This is a genomic window from Flavobacterium sp. WC2509 (genome assembly GCF_052683105.1).
On sequence record NZ_JBQZFG010000001.1, the window covers coordinates 3,875,785 to 3,893,815 of the forward strand.

The following is an 18,031-nucleotide window of genomic DNA, read 5'->3' on the forward strand; positions in this document are numbered from 1 at the left end:
GGAATAGTAAATAAAATAACGATAAAATGTCATTAATAAAATCAATTTCAGGAATAAGAGGTACCATTGGAGGAAAAGTAGCAGAAAATTTAACACCAATTGATGCGGTAAAATTTGCTGCTGCTTATGGAATGTGGTTGAAAAATCAATCGGAAAAGGAAAATCTTACTGTCGTAATAGGTAGAGACGCTCGTATTTCGGGTGAAATGGTTAGTAATTTGGTAAGTAATACTTTAATTGGATTAGGAATTAATGTTACGGATCTTGGTTTGTCTACAACGCCAACAGTCGAAGTTGCCGTAACCTTATCTGATGCAGATGGAGGAATTATAATTACAGCCAGTCACAATCCAAAACAATGGAACGCTCTAAAATTATTGAATGGTAAAGGCGAATTTTTAAATGCCGAAGATGGTGAATTGGTTTTAAAAATTGCTGAAGAGGATTCTTATGTTTTTGCAGAAGTAGATTTTTTAGGGATTTATAAAAAGGAGGAAGGCTTTATTAATAAGCATATTGATGAAGTTTTAGCTTTAGCTTTAGTTGATATTGAAGCCATTCAAAAAGCAAAATTTAAAGTTGTTGTCGATGCAGTAAATTCTACTGGAGGAATTGCAGTTCCAGCTTTATTAGAAAAATTAAATGTAGAATGTGTAAAGTTGTATTGTGAACCCAATGGACTATTTCCGCACAATCCAGAGCCTTTAAAAGAACACTTAACCGATATTTCTGAACTGGTAGTCAAAGAAAATGCTGATTTTGGAATTGTTGTAGATCCAGATGTGGATAGACTAGCTATTGTTTGTGAAGATGGATCAATGTTCGGAGAGGAGTACACTTTGGTTGCTTGTGCAGATTATGTTTTGGGCAAAACTAAGGGAAACACAGTATCTAATTTATCTTCATCAAGAGCCTTAAAAGACATTACTGAAAAACACGGTGGAAACTATCAGGCAAGTGCTGTTGGTGAAGTCAATGTGGTCACATTAATGAAAGAAACGAATGCTATTATTGGGGGAGAAGGTAATGGCGGTATTATTTATCCTGAGTCACATTACGGAAGAGATTCATTAGTTGGTATTGCTATATTTTTATCACATTTAGCCCATTTAAAAATTTCTTGTAAACAATTAAGGGAAAGCTATCCTGATTATTTTATGAGTAAAAACAAAATTGAATTAACTCCCGAAATAGATGTTGATTCCGTTTTGGAAAAAATAGCATTAAAATATAAAGACGAAGAGGTGAATAGTATTGATGGAATCAAAATCAATTTTGAAACAGAATGGGTTCATTTAAGGAAATCTAATACCGAGCCAATTATTAGAATATATACGGAAAGTACATCTCAGGAAAAAGCTGATGAACTAGCCAATAAACTTGTAGAGGATATTAAAAAGAGCCTTTAAATCATGAAATGAGTACAACCGAAAATTGGTTGTAAATACGAATAGCAGTTATATTTTTACTAAAGACTTAGTTTGTTAGTTAATTTGGGGTTTGATTTTTTAATTAAAAGACGACCCCTTTTTTAGTATAAGTAAGAATTATAGAGTTGATTTTTTGGATGATTACGATGTTCTTTTTAAAGGTAATTTTTTTATTTTTTAGACTTAGAAATTTCTATTACTTTTGACAATAATCAACTATCAAATTGATTAATTTATTCTTTATAACTTCCAATGATTATTTTTTAGTTCTTAGGATAAAATTGGATTATTATGAAAGTTTGAATGCCCTACTTTAATTTTATAAACCTAAAAAACCTTTAATGATTTTTAAAAATAAAAATCTGGTATTTCTTTTTTTGGTGATTTGCTTTTGGAGTTTGTTTTTTTCAACTTCAAAAAGTTTAGCTCAAACAAAACCAATATTATTTAACCACTTAGACGTTACTAACGGTCTTTCAAGTAACTCGGTTTTATCGATCAATCAAGATTCTACAGGCTATATTTGGCTGGGTACAAAATATGGTCTAAATCGTTTTGATGGACGTATATTTAAAGTTTTTAAAAAAGACCCTAAAAACAAAACCAGTATATCTTCGAATGGTTTTATCAGAAAGTTAGTATTAGATAATAATAACAATATGTGGGTTGCCTCCAGTGGATTGGATTTATATCATTCGGAGGATAATTCTTTTGAATCTGTTATACCACAAGGCGAAGATGTTTTAAAGGTATTACAAGATGTTAAGGGGAATTTATGGATAGGTTCGATAACGCAGCTAAAATTTAAAGCTGCAAATACTAAAAAAATAATTCCTATTTCAATTGCAAAAAGCGGAATAGAAATTTCCGAACTTTTTGAAGATAATGAACATCATATTTGGGTTGGAACCTCTGCCGGCTTATTTGAATTATTCTTTGCACATAAAAAAATAGTTATAAAAAGACATTTTAGCTCCCTTTTTAAAAGTGGCGCAAGTGCAGATCAAATTACGAGTATTGTACAAGATGAAAGTTTAAAATATTGGATTGGGACAAAAAGCAATGGAATCTATCTTTTTGATAAAAAAACTTCAGAGTTAAGTCATTTTATAAAAAATAGTAATAACAAAAACTCATTAGTAAATAATAATGTCCGTAAAATTATACGCCATAAAAACGGAAGTCTCTGGATAGGAACTCAAGATGGTTTATCGATTTTGAACCCTTATACGCATCTTTTTATTAATTACCAACACGACTCTGCAAATCCACACAGTTTAAGTCAAAACTCTATTCATGAAATTTTTCAGGATAAAAATGGTTCCGTTTGGATAGGTACATTTTTTGGAGGGGCTAATGTGGTTTATTCTGTAAATACACCTTTTACTATTTATCAAAATTATACCGAAAAGAACAGTATTAGTAGCAATGTAATTAGTGCAATCCGTGAAGACAACAAAAATAATTTATGGATAGGCACAGAAGCTGGAGGACTAAATTATTTTAATAGAAGTACCCAACAGTTTAGTTCCTATAAAAACAGTATTACTAACAAAAACAGTTTAAGTTCTAATTTAGTTAAAGCCATCGCTATTGATAAAGATCAGAACTTATGGATAGGTACAGCTTTAGGAGGTTTAAATTTTTTTAATACCAAAACTTCTAATTTTACGGTTTTTAAACGGAATGCTAAAAGCAGTAATAGTATCGCTTCAGATAATGTGAATTGCTTACTGCTTAACAAACAGAATAAATTATTTATAGGAACAGAAATTGGTCTTAATATTTATGATATTGCTCAACAAAAATTCAGTTTTTATGCCACTAGTGCCAATAAAGTATTTCTGGAAAAGCAAATTACCGCATTATTTGAAGATAAAAAAGGCGCCATTTGGATAGGTACTCCTATTGGGATTTATGCTTATCAAGGTTCAAAACTGCTTTATAGAAAATTTAAAGACAGCTCAGACAAACCATTTAATTACAATGTCAACTGCTTTCAGGAAGATAGTCAAGGCAATATATGGGTTGGTACTTACCATAACGGATTAGCATTACTTAACCTAAAAAAGAATAGTTATAAAATTTTTAATATTGCTGATGGCTTGCCTAGCGACAACATATTAGCCATTACAGAAGATAACGAAACCAACTTATGGATAAGTACCGATAATGGTTTGGTAAAATACAATCGTAGTTTAAATTCTTTTAGAAGTTTTAATATTCTAGATGGCCTTCCTGATAATCAATTCAATATAAATTCTTTTTTAAATGACAGTCAGGGGAAAATCTTTTTTGGTACTTACAATGGCTTAGTCAGTTTTAATCCAAATAATATTGAGAAAAATACTGTAGCACCGAATGTTGTTTTATCCAATCTCAAATTATTTAATATACCAGTTGAAATAAATGATGAAACCGGAATTTTAAAACATGATGTTAATTTTAGTAACACACTAACTTTTGACCACAGTCAAAACATTTTTACAATTGAGTTTTCGGCATTAAATTTCATAAAATCAAACAAAAACAAGTATGCCTACATCCTTGATGGGTTTGAGAAAAATTGGAATTATGTAGATATTCCATCTGCAACGTATACGAATTTACCAGCAGGGGAGTACCAATTTCTAATTAAATCATCGAATAACGACGGTGTTTGGAACACTCATATCAAAAAAATTAACATAAAGATACTTCCGCCTGTTTGGGAAACTTGGTGGGCTTATATTATCTATTTTATTACAGCTTTTGTCATTGCTTATTACATCATTCAATTTTTCAAAGCCAGAGCAAAATTGAAACAAGAGCTTTATTATGAACAATTAGAAGCAGAGCATCAGCAAAAAGAATATCAGATGAAACTTGATTTTTTTACTAATGTTTCTCATGAAATCAGGACACCATTAACCCTAATTTTAGGCCCAATTGAAAAACTAGAGCAATTAACTACCGAAAATACTCAGGCTAATAAATATGCGCTTAGTATTAAAAATAATACCGAACGTTTGTATCGATTGGTAAACGAATTATTAGATTTTAGAAAAGCAGATTCTGGTAACTTACGCCTGCATTTTTTTGAAGAAGATATTGTAAGTTCTTTGAAAGAAATTTTTGAGTATTTTCAAACACTCGCCGAATCAAAAAACATTACTTATACTTTCAAAAGTAGTGATCCTCAAATTTTAGTTTATTTTGATAAAGACCAAATAGAAAAGGTGTTTTTTAATTTATTATCAAATGCTTTCAAGTTTACACCAGATCAGGGTACTATAAGTTTAGAAATTGCTTTAAGCAAACGAAAAGTAAAAATTATGGTAACAGATAATGGTAAAGGTATTGCAATCAATAATATCGATGATATTTTTAATAATTTTTATCAAGCTGATCAAAGTATGGGTACAGGAATTGGTCTGGCACTTTCAAAAAGTTTGATAGAACTTCATAAAGGAAAAATAAAAGTAACAAGTACTCCGGCTACAGAAGATAAAACGGGGAAAACTATTTTTACAGTAGGATTGCGACTAGGTAAAAATCATTTGAATGAGATTGATATTACTACGACTTCAAACATTGAAAATTCTATCGATCAAGAAGTTTATGATTATACTTCAGGAAATTTTATTGAGAATCCAGTTGTAAGCGATAAAAATAAAGAGGCGCATATTTTAATTGTAGAAGATAACGATGAGGTAAGAGATTTTATCAGGCAATCTTTAGAAAATCAATATCATGTTCATGTAAGCGAAAATGGATTAGAAGGATGGAAAAATGCTACTCAACACCTTCCAGACTTAATTATCAGTGATGTAATGATGCCTGTCATGGATGGTTTAGAGCTTTGTAAGAAACTAAAAACGGACGTGCGTACTTCTCACATCCCCGTAATCATGTTGACAGCGAAATCGGCTCCTATACATCAAATACACGGTCTGCAACATGGTGCCGATGCTTATATTACAAAACCTTTTAGTGATCAGATTTTGCAGCTTAATATTCGCAATCTCCTTTCGTTAAAAATTGCATTGCAAAAAAAATATAGTGAACAGCTATCACTATCAAAATTGCCGGCTATAATTAGCACAGAATCGTCACATGACGAAAAGTTCTTGCATAAATTGCATCAAATTATTGAGGATAATATTGCGAATAGCAATTTAGATTTAGCGTTTATTACTTCAGAAATTGGTATGAGTAAATCTGTTTTGTACAAGAAATTTAGTGCGCTTACGAACCTGTCTTTAAACGAGTTTATTAAAACCCAACGCTTAAAACATGCTGTAGAATTTTTCCAAAATGGTGAAACTTCTATTTCATCGGTTGCTATACAAGTTGGTTTTAATGATGCTAAATATTTTAGCCGAGAATTCAAAAAGATATACGGCATTACTCCAAATGAGTATATTAAAAATAAGGGGCAGGAATTATCTTAATCAATAAAATATTGAGTATCCGTGATTAGACTATGCCGATAAAATCAGCCACATTTTTTAAGAAAATGCGTTTGGGACTTTTAAAAATAGTTGCTAAAAAAATAAAGATTCCATAATTAATTATAGATGCATAAAAAGCATTTTTACTATCTGCTTAAATCTGCAAAATCTGCGTGATAATTTATCACGCAGATTTTGCAGATTTAAGCAGATTTAATAAAATTAAGATAAAAAAGGTTCGTACAAATTTCTATAAATTGGATGTGAGAAATCAGTGGTAAAAAAATATTTCGAACTGTCATAAAATAAAAAAGGGACTCATAGAGTCCCCTTAAACAGTAGCAAGATTAGTTTAATTTAATTTAATTTAATATTCCCACCTTACAAAAGCCTCCATTGCGGCATAAGTCGCAAGACCTAATTGCTGATAAAGCATTGCTGTTTCGTGGTTTCTGTCTTCAGCTCTCTGCCAAAATTCTCTGGCATCAGATCCCTGAAAAACAACTCCATCTTTTTGTGATTGATGCTTGAAGATTCCATGACGTTTTTCTAAAACCTGATCTGGGCTCATTGGAACAGCCATTTCAACTTCGTCAATACCCCATTCCTGCCAAGCACCACGGTATAGCCATAACCAGCAATCGTTCATAAATGGTTTTGGTTTTAACGCTTTTACCGCTTCAAAAATGGCATCCAGACATACTTTATGAGTTCCATGTGGATCTGCTAAATCTCCTGCTGCATATATTTGATGAGGTTTTATCTTTTCGATTAAATCCATTGTCAATTGAATATCTTCTTTACCGATTGGCTTTTTCTCAATGGTACCCGTTTCATAAAACGGAAGTTCCATAAAATGAATTTGTTCATCTGGCAATCCAACAAAATGACTGGTAGAACGTGCTTCTCCTTTTCTGATTAATCCTTTGATATAACGAACTTCTGGAATGTCAATTTCGCTGTTCTTTTTATTGCTTAAAAACGTAATTGCTTTTTCGTAAATAGAATCAGCTTCGGGGCTTTTAATTCCGAACTTTTCGTTGTAATCAATTACAAATCGTGCAAATCGTAACGCTTCATCATCTGCGACAGCGATATTTCCCGAAGTTTGATACGCCACATGTACCTCATGTCCTTGTTGTTGTAATCTCATAAAAGTTCCTCCCATACTAATAATATCATCATCAGGATGTGGACTAAAAATTAAAACGCGTTTTCTAGCAGGTTCTGCTCTTTCTGGGCGATTAGAATCATCAGCATTTGGTTTTCCACCTGGCCAACCAGTAATTGTATTTTGTAATTGATTGAATATTTTAATATTAATGTCATACGCAGGACCAGAGTGGGCAAGCAAATCGCTCATTCCATTTTCGATATAATCCGCATCAGTAAGCATCAAAATTGGTTTCTTTAATTTAAGAGCTAACCCTAATACAGCTTTTCTAATCAATTTTTCTGTCCAAACGACCTCTTGTACCAACCAAGGCGTATTGATTCTTGTCAGCTTAGAAGAAGCCTCTTTATCCAAAACAAAGACAGCATTGCTGTGCTCTTGCAAAAATGAAGCTGGAATTTGGTTGGTTACAACACCTTCAACAGATTCCTTAACGATATTGGATTTTCCTTCTCCCCAAGCCATTAAGATTACTCGTTTGGCTTCCATTATTTTTTTCACTCCAAGCGTAATTGCTGTTCTTGGTGTATTGCTTAATCCAGAAAAATCTTTGCTCGCAGCAACTCTCGTAATATGATCTAATGCAACCAATCTCGTTTTGGAATTCAGCAAAGAGCCCGATTCATTAAAACCAATATGCCCGTTTCCTCCAATTCCAAGAACCTGCAAATCGATTCCACCTAAAGCTTCAATTTTAACTTCGTATGCTGCACAATATTCTGCAATTTCTTCTTTGGTTAAAAGACCGTCTGGAACATGGTAATTTTCAGGAAGAATATCAACATGATCAAACAATAATTCTTTCATAAAACGCACATAACTATTTATGGAATCAGGTTCCATTGGGTAATATTCATCTAAATTGAAAGAAATCACGTTTTTGAAACTCAATCCTTCTTCTTTATGCAAACGAACTAATTCGGCATACAATCCTTTTGGAGAAGAACCAGTTGCTAATCCCAAAACACAAGTTTCATTGTTTTGCTGTTTTGATCTGATGAGTGATGCGATTTGTTGCGCAACTGCAATGGATGCAGTACCAGAATTTTCAAAAACTATTGTATCAATACTTTCGAATCTTTTTTCAAAGCCTGTCGCTTTATCTATAATACTCTTTAACATGTTGTAGTTATTTTTGTGTTGTTTATTATTTTATCGATTGTTTTAAATTATTTCACTTTCAATATTATTTTCGTTGCCAGCTTCTATATTTATGTCCTTCATATGCGAAAAAAAGTATCATTAAATAAGAAGGTAAAAGCATTAAATAAGCAATTTGATTGCCACTTTTTACCGTTTTTAAGGTATCCGAAGATTCATTTGCCAAGTTTATTATTTCGGCTAAATACCCATAAAGCAATGGGAAAATCGCACCACCAATAATCGCCATAATCAAAATCGCACCTGCTATTTTTGTATATCCTCCTAAATCCTGAAGTGCCAAAGGCCAAATAGCTGGCCAACAAAGTGCATTGGCAAGTCCAAAAAGTGCCACCAAAATAATTACTACTGGCATAGCAGGAAGTAGCGGCAATTGAATCATGATACTTGGAGAAATCAGCACTACCGAAATCACTAAGACTACACCCAGTGCACCCGAAATTTTTAGAGCAGTAACCTGAGAAAGGTATTTTGGTATTAATGTAATTCCGATTATGTAACCAATTAGCATTGCTGTCATAGTAAATGAGGTTAGTTTTAGATAAAAATCACCATTTTCGCCATAAACGCCCAATTCTTTGCCTAACTTTCCAATGGTATCTCCTGCAATAACTTCTGCAGCTATATACAGCATCAAAGTAATGGTTCCAAAAACCAATTGAGGGTATTTTGACGCATTAACCATTTGTTTGAAAACACTTAAATGCGATACATGACCATCTTCATCCAAATCAATTTCTGGCAAAGGAGATAATTTGGCTAACAGCGCTAAAACAAGAATAACAATTCCCATATAAAGATAGGGAGTTTGCAATTGTAATGCTAATAAGTCAAGAGTTTTTGATTTTTCAACAATATCAAGTACTGCGATTTTTTCTTTAGTATATTCTTTCATATTAGATAATACTAACGCCGTTAATACAAGCGGAGCTATAAATCCTGCCAATTTATTTGCGATACCTAATAAACTGATTCTTGCAGCGGCACTTTCTCTTGGACCAATAACAACCACGTATGGATTTGCAGCAGTTTGTAAAATTGCCAAACCCGTACCCATAATAAATAAAGCCACTAAAAATAGAAGAAAGGTTCTCATTTCAGCCGCTGGATAAAATAAAAATGCTCCAATAGCAATTACGATAAGTCCTAGCGAAATTCCATTTTTATAGCCTACTTTTTCGATAACCCAAGAAGATGGGATTGCCATTACAAAATAAGCGATATAAAAAGCAAAAGCTACAAAATAAGCTTGTGAGCCAGTTAAATCACAAGCAATTTCAAAGAATGGGATTAATGGCCCATTTAGCCAGGTTACAAATCCTAAAATAAAAAATAACAAGGTTAAAATAACCATTGGAATGAAAACACTTTGATTCTGCGATACTGCACTTTTAATTTTTGACATATTGGTTGTTTTTAAAAGATAATTAATTTGGTTGCGAATAGTTTGAGGAATAGTAAGATTACTATTTCATTAAGGGTGAATTTTTAGACTATTTATTTAGCGACTAATTATTTTTATAAGACACTCTTTCTAAAATAATTTGGCTTTAATTGATTTGTAAATTTCAGATTAATGGCTTAAAGCAGAGGTGAAATGCGTCCGTAATAAGAGTAATATTTTCCTTTTGTTAGTATTTTATTGAACTCAATATGGGTAAGATTTTTTAAGAAATAAAGCTTGAAAATGAGCTTTATAAAAAATGATTTTTAAAAATTATAAATTAAGTAAAGGAAGATTTTAACCTAAAAAAGGATGATTATATCTCTATAGAAAACGTTATCGTTGTAAATTTGGTTTCAATAATAGTAGCCAATATTTTTTGACAATGGTGTAGCTACAGTAATATAGTATAACATGAAAGTAACCTATCTTCTTTATTCATTGTCATTAATAGTATTGACATCCTGTTCGCAGAAAAAGCAGAACGAATCTGCTAATAAACCGAATGTGATTTTTATATATGTTGACGATTTAGGTTACGGCGATGTAGGTTGTTATGGAGCAACAGCGGTTAAAACGCCTAATGTAGATGCTTTGGCAAGCGGAGGAATACAGTTTACTGATGCGCATTGTGCTGCTTCAACTAGTACAGCATCTAGATTTGCTTTGCTTACGGGAAGTTATGGTTTTAGAAACAATACTACTACTCTAAATGGAGATGCTCCATTAATCATAAAACCTGAACAAGAAACTATTGCCGATATGTTTAAAAAATCGGGTTATACAACAGCAGTAGTAGGCAAATGGAATTTAGGTTTGGGAAATGGGAAACCAAATTGGAATGCAGAGATTAAACCAGGACCATTAGAAATTGGATTTGATTATAGTTTTCTAATTCCAGCGACTCCTGATAGAGTGCCTACTGTATTTGTTGAAAATCATAGAGTAGCTAATTTAGATCCAAATGATCCTATTACGGTGAGTTATGATAAGAGAATAGGTACTGATCCGATTGGAATTGAAGATGAAGATATTTTGAAAATGTGGGCCGATACCCAACATAGCGGAACCATAGTCAACGGAATAAGTAGAATTGGTTTTATGAGTGGGGGGCATAAAGCATATTGGAAAGACGAAGAGTTTTCGAATGTATTAACCCAAAAAGCAATTGATTTTATTACAGCAAATAAAGACAATCCATTTTTTCTTTATTTCTCATTACCTGATATCAATGTACCTCGGGCGCCAAATGCAAAATTTGTAGGTAAAACAAATATGGGACCTCGTGGCGATGCAATTGTACAAATGGATTGGATGACAGGTCAGATTGTAAAAAAAATAAAAGAATTAGGTATAGAAAACAACACCATCATAGTTTTTAGTAGCGACAATGGTCCTGTTTTAGACGATGGTTATGCAGATAAAGCAGTAACAAATGTTGGTAATCACAAACCAAGTGGACAATATAAGGGTGGTAAATACAGTGCTTATGAAGCAGGAACACGCGTACCAACCATTGTATATTGGCGAAGTAAAATTAAACCTGCTAAAAGTCAGGCATTAATTAGTCAGGTGGATTTCTTTGCTTCATTTGCAAAATTAATGGGGATGAAAATTCAAAATAAAGAAACTGCAGTCGATAGTTTTGATATGCTTGATGTACTAATGGGCAAAAGCAATAAAGGGCGTAAATTTATGTTAGAAGAAGCTTTTGCGATGAGTATTAGAGAAGATGGTTGGAAATACATTGCTCCACAAAACAAAGCAATACCAGATTGGCTGGCTAATAAAGATGTATTATCTGGTTTGCAGCAAACGCCCCAACTCTATGATTTAAATAAAGATCCAAAGGAAGAAAATAATTTGGCCGAGCAAATGCCAGAAAAAGCGAAAGCATTAGCTGTCCAGTTAGCAAAAATAATGAAAGTACCAGAATTGAAATAGAATAGTTAGACTCAAAAAACATTGCACATTGTTTATTGGGAATCGGAAAAAAGTTGTGCAAATTTTCAAAAAGTACTATCTGTCTTTGTGACAATTGATAATAGTAATTAATTAACCAGTAATATATAATAAACCAAAATTTAATTCTAATGACTATGAAAAAAGATTTAAACCAAAAAAGACAACCTTATGCTCTTGTTTTGCGACAATTGCTCGTTGGTGTTTTTTTATTAGTAATTGCAATGTCTACTAAAGCGCAAGCACAAAGTAAAGTGATTAGCGGTCTAGTTACAGATCAAAATAAAACACCTCTTTCAGGGGTTACTATAGCAATCAAAGGATCAAAAACTGGAGTTCAATCCGATTTTGACGGGCATTTTAAAATTACGGTATCGTCAAATAATCAGTTGGTTTTTACTTATATAGGTTTTGAAACTAAAACGGTAACTGTTGGAAGTTCATCAGTATTAAATATTAGTTTAAACGAAACAACAAGTAATCTAGACGAGGTTGTAGTAATTGGATATGGAACTGTAAAAAGAAAAGATTTAACGGGAGCTGTTTCCAGTGTATCTATGTCTGATTTAAGCAAAACTCCTATTCGTTCTTTCGACGATGCGTTGGCTGGACGTGTGGCTGGGGTTCAGGTAACATCGGCAGACGGTATGCCTGGTGCAGGTACTAATATCGTTATCAGGGGGAACAACTCGGTAACACAAGCTAATAGTCCTTTGTATGTTATTGATGGTTTTTTGGTTGAAGGAGCAAACAATAACGTAATCAATCCGGAAGATATCGCTTCTATAGACATTTTAAAAGACGCATCTGCAACCGCTATTTATGGTGCAAGAGGAGCTAATGGTGTTATCGTAATCCAAACTAAAAGAGGTAAGCAAGGGAAACCTGTTTTCAATTTTTCCAGTTCCATTGGTGTTCAGGAAATTGCCAACAAGATGGACATGATGAGTACTTACGATTTTGTAAAGTATCAATTGGAATATAACACTTTAGGCAGTCCATCAAGTCCAATTCCACCTGGAACTACAGTTTCTCCGATACCACCTTATAAACTCTATATTACAGATCCAGGGAAAACACTTGAAGATTATAGAAATGTACCAGCAACAGATTGGCAGGATTTATCAACCCGTACCGCTTTGTTCAAAAAGAATGATCTTTCTATATCAGGAGGAACCAAAAAAATCAAATATCTAGTTAGCGGATCAACTACTGATCAGGACGGTATTTTGTTAAATTCAAATTATACAAGATATCAGGGACGTGCCAATGTTGATTATCAAATTACTAATAAATTAAAAATTGGTGGTAATTCAAATTATAGCTATTTGAAACAAACAGGAATTGACCCAAGTGCAGCAATTTATAATGGATCAGCCAATGTGATGGTTTCTGTATGGGGAATGCGCCCATATTCGCCTAGTGTAGCAAATCCAGAGGACGAATTTATAGATCCAAATCTTAACTCAGGATTTGACTTAAGAGTAAACCCTGTCCTGAATCTTAAGAACACTTACAATGTAACTACTACGAACAATTTTTCTGTAAATGGATATCTTGAATATTTTATTACTAAAGAATTAAAATTGAGATCAACATTGGGTTATGTTAGTAACAAAGTCGAAAAGGATGAATTCTATAATTCCTATACTGCATTGGGACGTCCAGGTAGTGCAAGTGGTGTTAATGGAAAAATGATGAATAATAATTATACCAACTGGCTGAATGAAAACACCCTAACTTGGGATAAAAAAATAAAAAAACATCATTTTGTTGCTTTAGGAGGTTTTACCAACCAAAAACAAGAAAGTGAGTCTTATGGTAAGGCAGCAAACAAAATACCTGCTGCTAGTGAAGGCTTGATGTTTGACGCACTTGATTTAGGTACAGCTTTAAGAATTGATCCAGGTAATTCAGTTTGGACAATGGCTTCTTTTCTAGGAAGGCTAAATTATGATTATGCATCTAAATATTACTTAACAGCTTCATACAGAGCTGATGGATCGTCTAAATTCCCTTCAAGCAACCATTGGGGATATTTCCCATCGGGAGCCGTTTCCTGGAAATTTAGCCAAGAGAAGTTCGTAAAAAAATGGAAACCATTATCTGAGGGTAAATTGCGTGCAAGTTATGGACAAACTGGTAACAACCGTGTAGGTGATTTTGATTATCTTACAACTTATTATGATCCAGGGAACCCTTTTTATGGTACTTATGTATTCGACAACAATCATGTAACAGGAGCAACAGCTCAAAAACTTGGAAACTCTGATTTGAAGTGGGAAACTACCGAACAAATTGATGCAGGTCTGGATTTAGGCTTCTTTAAGCAAAGAATCACTTTTAGTGCAGATGTGTATAAAAAAACAACCAAAGATTTGTTACTTAAAACCAACCTTCCATTATCAACAGGATTCACCTCAGCGTTCAAAAATATTGGTAGTGTAGAAAACAAAGGTTTGGAATTAACTTTGACAACAAAAAATATTGTTTCTAAAGATTTTAGCTGGACCTCGAGTGCCAATATTGCCTTTAACAGAAATAAATTGTTATCCTTGGCAGAAGGACAAAATAACTTGGAATCCGTTGTAAATTGGGATGGGGATTATAAAGGAGTAAGTGCATATAATGCAGTTGTAGGACAGCCTTTAGGGCAAATGTACGGATTTGAGTATGCCGGAACTTATAAATACCAGGATTTTACAGGTAGTGGTACAACAGCAGATCCTTACAAGTTAAAAGCAGGTCTTGCCAATAATGGAAATGTAAATGTTCAGCCAGGTGATGTGAAATATGTTGATCAAAATGGGGATAATACTATTACATCAAAAGATTATACTACAATAGGAAATGGTAACCCACTTAATACAGGTGGATTTAGCAACAACTTTACATACAAAAACTTTGATTTAAACATTTTCTTCCAATGGTCATATGGTAACGATATTATAAACGCCAACCGTATTGTATTCGATGGTAATCAATTAGGATTAGGAGCAGGACGTGAAGGCTTAAATCAATTTTCTAGCTATGAAGATCGTTGGACTCCGGAAAATCCAGATTCTGATGTTGTAAGAACAAAAGGTTATGTAGGTACACCTGTTGCATATTCGTCAAGAATAGTTGAAGACGGTTCTTACTTGAGATTAAAAAATGTGGCAGTGGGATATAATTTTGATAAAAAATTTATTGAAAAAATGCACCTTAAATCGATGAGATTTTCATTATCAGCATCGAATATATATACATGGACTAAATATAGCGGATCAGACCCTGAAGTAAATACGTACAATTCTGCTTTAACACCTGGATTTGATTATTCATCTTATCCTAGAGCACGTACTGTATTTTTTACAGCAAACATTTCCTTTTAATAACATTTAATTACTTTCAAAATGAAAAAGATATATATATTATTAGGCCTGGTAGTATTGAGCACCAGTTCTTGTGAAGATTATTTAAGTACAGAGCCTATTCAGAAAATAGCAATAGAGCAGTATTATACAGATGAACAAGGGATTACCAATGCTTTAGCGGGAGTATATGATCCAATAGGATCAGAAAAATTATATGGTAGCCAGTTGTGGTGGCAATTGGATTCTGCTACAGATGAAGGGTATTATGCCCGTCCAACCCAACTAACAGGTACAATGGTTTATAGTTTTGATAATACTGCAGTAAACGTTTCTGATTATTGGTTTAATCTTTATGACGGAATTAATAGAGCTAATGATTTGATAGCGCATATTAATTTGCCCCAAATGGATGAGGAAAAAAGACAACAAATATTGGGTGAAGCCTTATTTTTAAGAGGGTACTACCATTTTATGCTGGTAACTCGATTTGGTGATGTGCCTTTGCGATTGACACCTACGACAAGCCCTAATAATGTTCAAATGGCCAGAACAGCTGCCAAAGATGTTTATGCCCAAATATTGAAGGACCTGACAGATGCTGAAGCTAAAGTAAGCCCAACCAAATTGACATATTCAAGCCGTGTTTACAAGACTGTAGTGCAGGGAGTTCTTGCCAGAGTGTGCTTGCAAATGGCAGGTTTTCCTTTAAATGATACTTCAAAATACGCTGAGGCGTTGTCTTGGTCCAAAAAAGTAATCGATTCAGGCCAGCATAGTTTAAATGTTAGTTTTCAGACTACAGCACCCGCTGGTAAACCTGCAACTTATTATAATGTGGTTAATCCTTCAAATGGTGTTGCCTCTAATAACGCTTACCGTCAAGTATTTATCAATGAAGCTGCAGATATTTACGATACAAATGAATTGATGTGGGAAGCTGATTTTAAATCTCGTGGTGGAGGATATAATGAAGGTGGTCGTGTAGGAAATAATATTGGTATTATATTTCAACCAGCTACTACCAGTCCTTTAGTTGGAACTTATTGCTGGGGGTTCATAAAAGGAACAGGATTGTTATTCAAAAAGTATGATGCCACAGGTGCCGATTTGCGTCGTGACTGGAATTTGACTACTTACACAATTAATAACACTACGGCTGTTAAAGGCAATATAGCCAAGACAGTACAATATGGAAGGGATTGTGGAAAGTGGAGAAGAGAATATGAAATTAACACTTCTGGAGATCAAAATTATACTGCCATCAATTTTCCTATCTTGAGATATTCTGATGTACTTTTAATGTTTGCTGAAGCAGAGAATAAGGTTAACGGTCCAACTGCTGCTGCTCAAGCGGCGATCAACCAGGTACGTCGTAGAGGATATGGACAAGTGAATGTTTCAGCGCCATACGCACTATCCGATGCAGCAACAACTACAGCTGCTGCGGGTGGAAAAGATTCTTTTCAATTATTTATTGAAGACGAGCGTATGCGCGAGTTGTGTTTTGAGGGATTACGTAGAATGGACTTAATCCGTTGGGGCAAATTTATTACTAACTTGAAAGCGGCAAGTGATGATATGGATGCAAGTCCTCTTACTAATGGGGCTTTGATTATTGCAGCACCACAACGATATGGGGCTTTAGCCGGGAAAACTGCTTTTGCCAATGGTAATAAATTCCTGTTGTTTCCTATCCCTTCTTTAGAAATGTCTTCAAACACTTTAATAAAAGAAAATAACCCTGGCTTTTAATCAATTAGCAATAAGCCCGGAAGATATTTCTCCGGGCTTATTTTTTGAATCAAAACAATACAATTTTTAAATCTGAAAAATGAAAAAACTCATTCTAATCTCCTTATGCTTTTTTAGCCTTACCAATTTTGCCCAAAAGACAAAAAATGATTTGGCAATGAAAAATTTAATTGCTGATAACTTTACATTTGCTGCAAAACAGTATCAATATTTAGAGAAAGCAACTCCTGTGGATTCAATGCCTCGTACATTTGATAAAAATCGCCATGTTAGTTCTGATGTATATTGGTGGTGCAGTGGTTTTTACCCTGGAACACTTTTGTACATTTATGAATATACAAAAAAGCCAGTAATACTTGAAGAAGCAAAAAAGAGATTGGCTATTCTGGATACTGTAAAATATTTTACTAAAAACCATGATTTAGGTTTTATGATGTATTGTAGTTTTGGAAATGCTTACAGAATAACAAAAAACGAAGAGTATAAAAAAGTAATTCTTGAGTCGGCTAAATCATTGGCAACGAGATATCGTCCAAATGCAAAGGTAATTCAGTCTTGGGATCTTACTGACGGAGGTTTGAAAGGAAAAGCGTTTGTTGGTCCAGTTATCATTGATAATATGATGAATATTGAAATGCTGGAATGGGCAAGCCAAAATAGTAGCGATAAAAGTTTTGCCAACATAGCAGTAAATCATGCCAATACTACGATGAAAAATCACTTCAGACCTGATTACAGCAGTTATCATGTGCTGGATTATGATTTAAATACAGGAGAAGTTAAGAAAAAAGTAACAGCTCAGGGGTTTTCAGATGCCAGTGCATGGAGCAGAGGACAAGGTTGGGCATTGTACGGTTATACAATGATGTATCGTTTTACAAAAGATCCAGCTTACTTAAAACAAGCGCAGGGAATTGCTAAATTTATTCTGAATAATCCACATTTACCAGCTGATAAAGTTCCTTATTGGGATTTTGATGCTACAGATATTCCTAATGCTTTGCGTGATGTTTCAGCGGGAGCTGTTTATGCATCGGCATTGCTTGAATTAGGACAATATACATCAGGAACAGAAAAGCAAAATTATGTAGCTGTAGCCAAAACTATTTTGAAGTCATTATCAAGTTCAAAATATAGAGCTCAATTAGGTTCAAATGGTGGTTATTTATTGATGCACAGTGTAGGTTCTATTCCACATAATAGCGAAATTGATGTACCACTTACTTATGCTGATTACTATTTCTTAGAAGCATTATTGCGATACAAAAAATGGTATTTGTAATTGGTTTTAAAAGCAAAAATCATAGAGTAGTTAAAAA

At 33.6% G+C, this 18,031-nt stretch carries 7 protein-coding genes and 1 pseudogene; 6 read left to right on the forward strand and 2 right to left on the reverse strand.

All coding sequences use genetic code 11. The features are described from left to right. Positions 1 to 26 precede the first annotated feature (26 nt). Both glmM and ACUN3A_RS16280 read left to right on the forward strand, forming a co-directional pair. Positions 27 to 1,409, forward strand: coding sequence for a phosphoglucosamine mutase (gene glmM, locus ACUN3A_RS16275; protein WP_445552339.1), 1,383 nt, complete (start codon positions 27 to 29; stop codon positions 1,407 to 1,409). Positions 1,410 to 1,771: 362 nt separating this feature from the next. Beyond that, complete coding sequence (locus ACUN3A_RS16280; RefSeq protein ID WP_445552340.1) at positions 1,772 to 5,863, forward strand: hybrid sensor histidine kinase/response regulator transcription factor; 4,092 nt, start codon at positions 1,772 to 1,774, stop codon at positions 5,861 to 5,863. Positions 5,864 to 6,230: 367 nt separating this feature from the next. On the opposite strand, the pseudogene nagB reads toward ACUN3A_RS16280, so the two are convergent. After that, positions 6,231 to 8,186 (reverse strand): annotated as a pseudogene (gene nagB / locus ACUN3A_RS16285) (glucosamine-6-phosphate deaminase); the annotation flags it as partial. Between the two features lie 37 nt (positions 8,187 to 8,223). Then, positions 8,224 to 9,603 carry a sugar MFS transporter gene (locus ACUN3A_RS16290; protein WP_445552341.1) on the reverse strand — a complete coding sequence of 460 codons (1,380 nt, stop codon included), beginning with the start codon at positions 9,601 to 9,603 and terminating at the stop codon, positions 8,224 to 8,226. Between the two features lie 453 nt (positions 9,604 to 10,056). Between ACUN3A_RS16290 and ACUN3A_RS16295 the strand changes: the two genes are divergently transcribed. The 4 genes from ACUN3A_RS16295 to ACUN3A_RS16310 all read left to right on the forward strand — a co-directional run bounded on the left by ACUN3A_RS16295 (position 10,057) and on the right by ACUN3A_RS16310 (position 17,994). Further along, positions 10,057 to 11,586: a sulfatase family protein gene (locus tag ACUN3A_RS16295; protein WP_445552342.1), complete on the forward strand. Its 1,530-nt coding sequence runs from the start codon at positions 10,057 to 10,059 to the stop codon at positions 11,584 to 11,586. A 155-nt stretch (positions 11,587 to 11,741) separates the two neighbouring features. Beyond that, entirely contained in the window at positions 11,742 to 14,978 is a 3,237-nt protein-coding gene (locus ACUN3A_RS16300; RefSeq protein WP_445552343.1) for a SusC/RagA family TonB-linked outer membrane protein, read from the forward strand. A 21-nt stretch (positions 14,979 to 14,999) separates the two neighbouring features. Then, positions 15,000 to 16,712 carry a RagB/SusD family nutrient uptake outer membrane protein gene (locus tag ACUN3A_RS16305; RefSeq protein WP_445552344.1) on the forward strand — a complete coding sequence of 571 codons (1,713 nt, stop codon included), beginning with the start codon at positions 15,000 to 15,002 and terminating at the stop codon, positions 16,710 to 16,712. 157 nt (positions 16,713 to 16,869) lie between these two features. Beyond that, complete coding sequence (locus ACUN3A_RS16310) at positions 16,870 to 17,994, forward strand: glycoside hydrolase family 88 protein (protein WP_445552345.1); 1,125 nt, start codon at positions 16,870 to 16,872, stop codon at positions 17,992 to 17,994. Positions 17,995 to 18,031: the final 37 nt, after the last annotated feature.

What these genes read in the sequence shown, in the direction of transcription:
- glmM (WP_445552339.1), top strand. Translation starts at nt 27, where the DNA reads ATGTCATTAATAAAATCAATTTCAGGAATAAGAGGTACCATTGGAGGA.
- ACUN3A_RS16280 (WP_445552340.1), top strand. Translation starts at nt 1,772, where the DNA reads ATGATTTTTAAAAATAAAAATCTGGTATTTCTTTTTTTGGTGATTTGC.
- ACUN3A_RS16290 (WP_445552341.1), bottom strand. Translation starts at nt 9,603, where the DNA reads ATGTCAAAAATTAAAAGTGCAGTATCGCAGAATCAAAGTGTTTTCATT.
- ACUN3A_RS16295 (WP_445552342.1), top strand. Translation starts at nt 10,057, where the DNA reads ATGAAAGTAACCTATCTTCTTTATTCATTGTCATTAATAGTATTGACA.
- ACUN3A_RS16300 (WP_445552343.1), top strand. Translation starts at nt 11,742, where the DNA reads ATGAAAAAAGATTTAAACCAAAAAAGACAACCTTATGCTCTTGTTTTG.
- ACUN3A_RS16305 (WP_445552344.1), top strand. Translation starts at nt 15,000, where the DNA reads ATGAAAAAGATATATATATTATTAGGCCTGGTAGTATTGAGCACCAGT.
- ACUN3A_RS16310 (WP_445552345.1), top strand. Translation starts at nt 16,870, where the DNA reads ATGAAAAATTTAATTGCTGATAACTTTACATTTGCTGCAAAACAGTAT.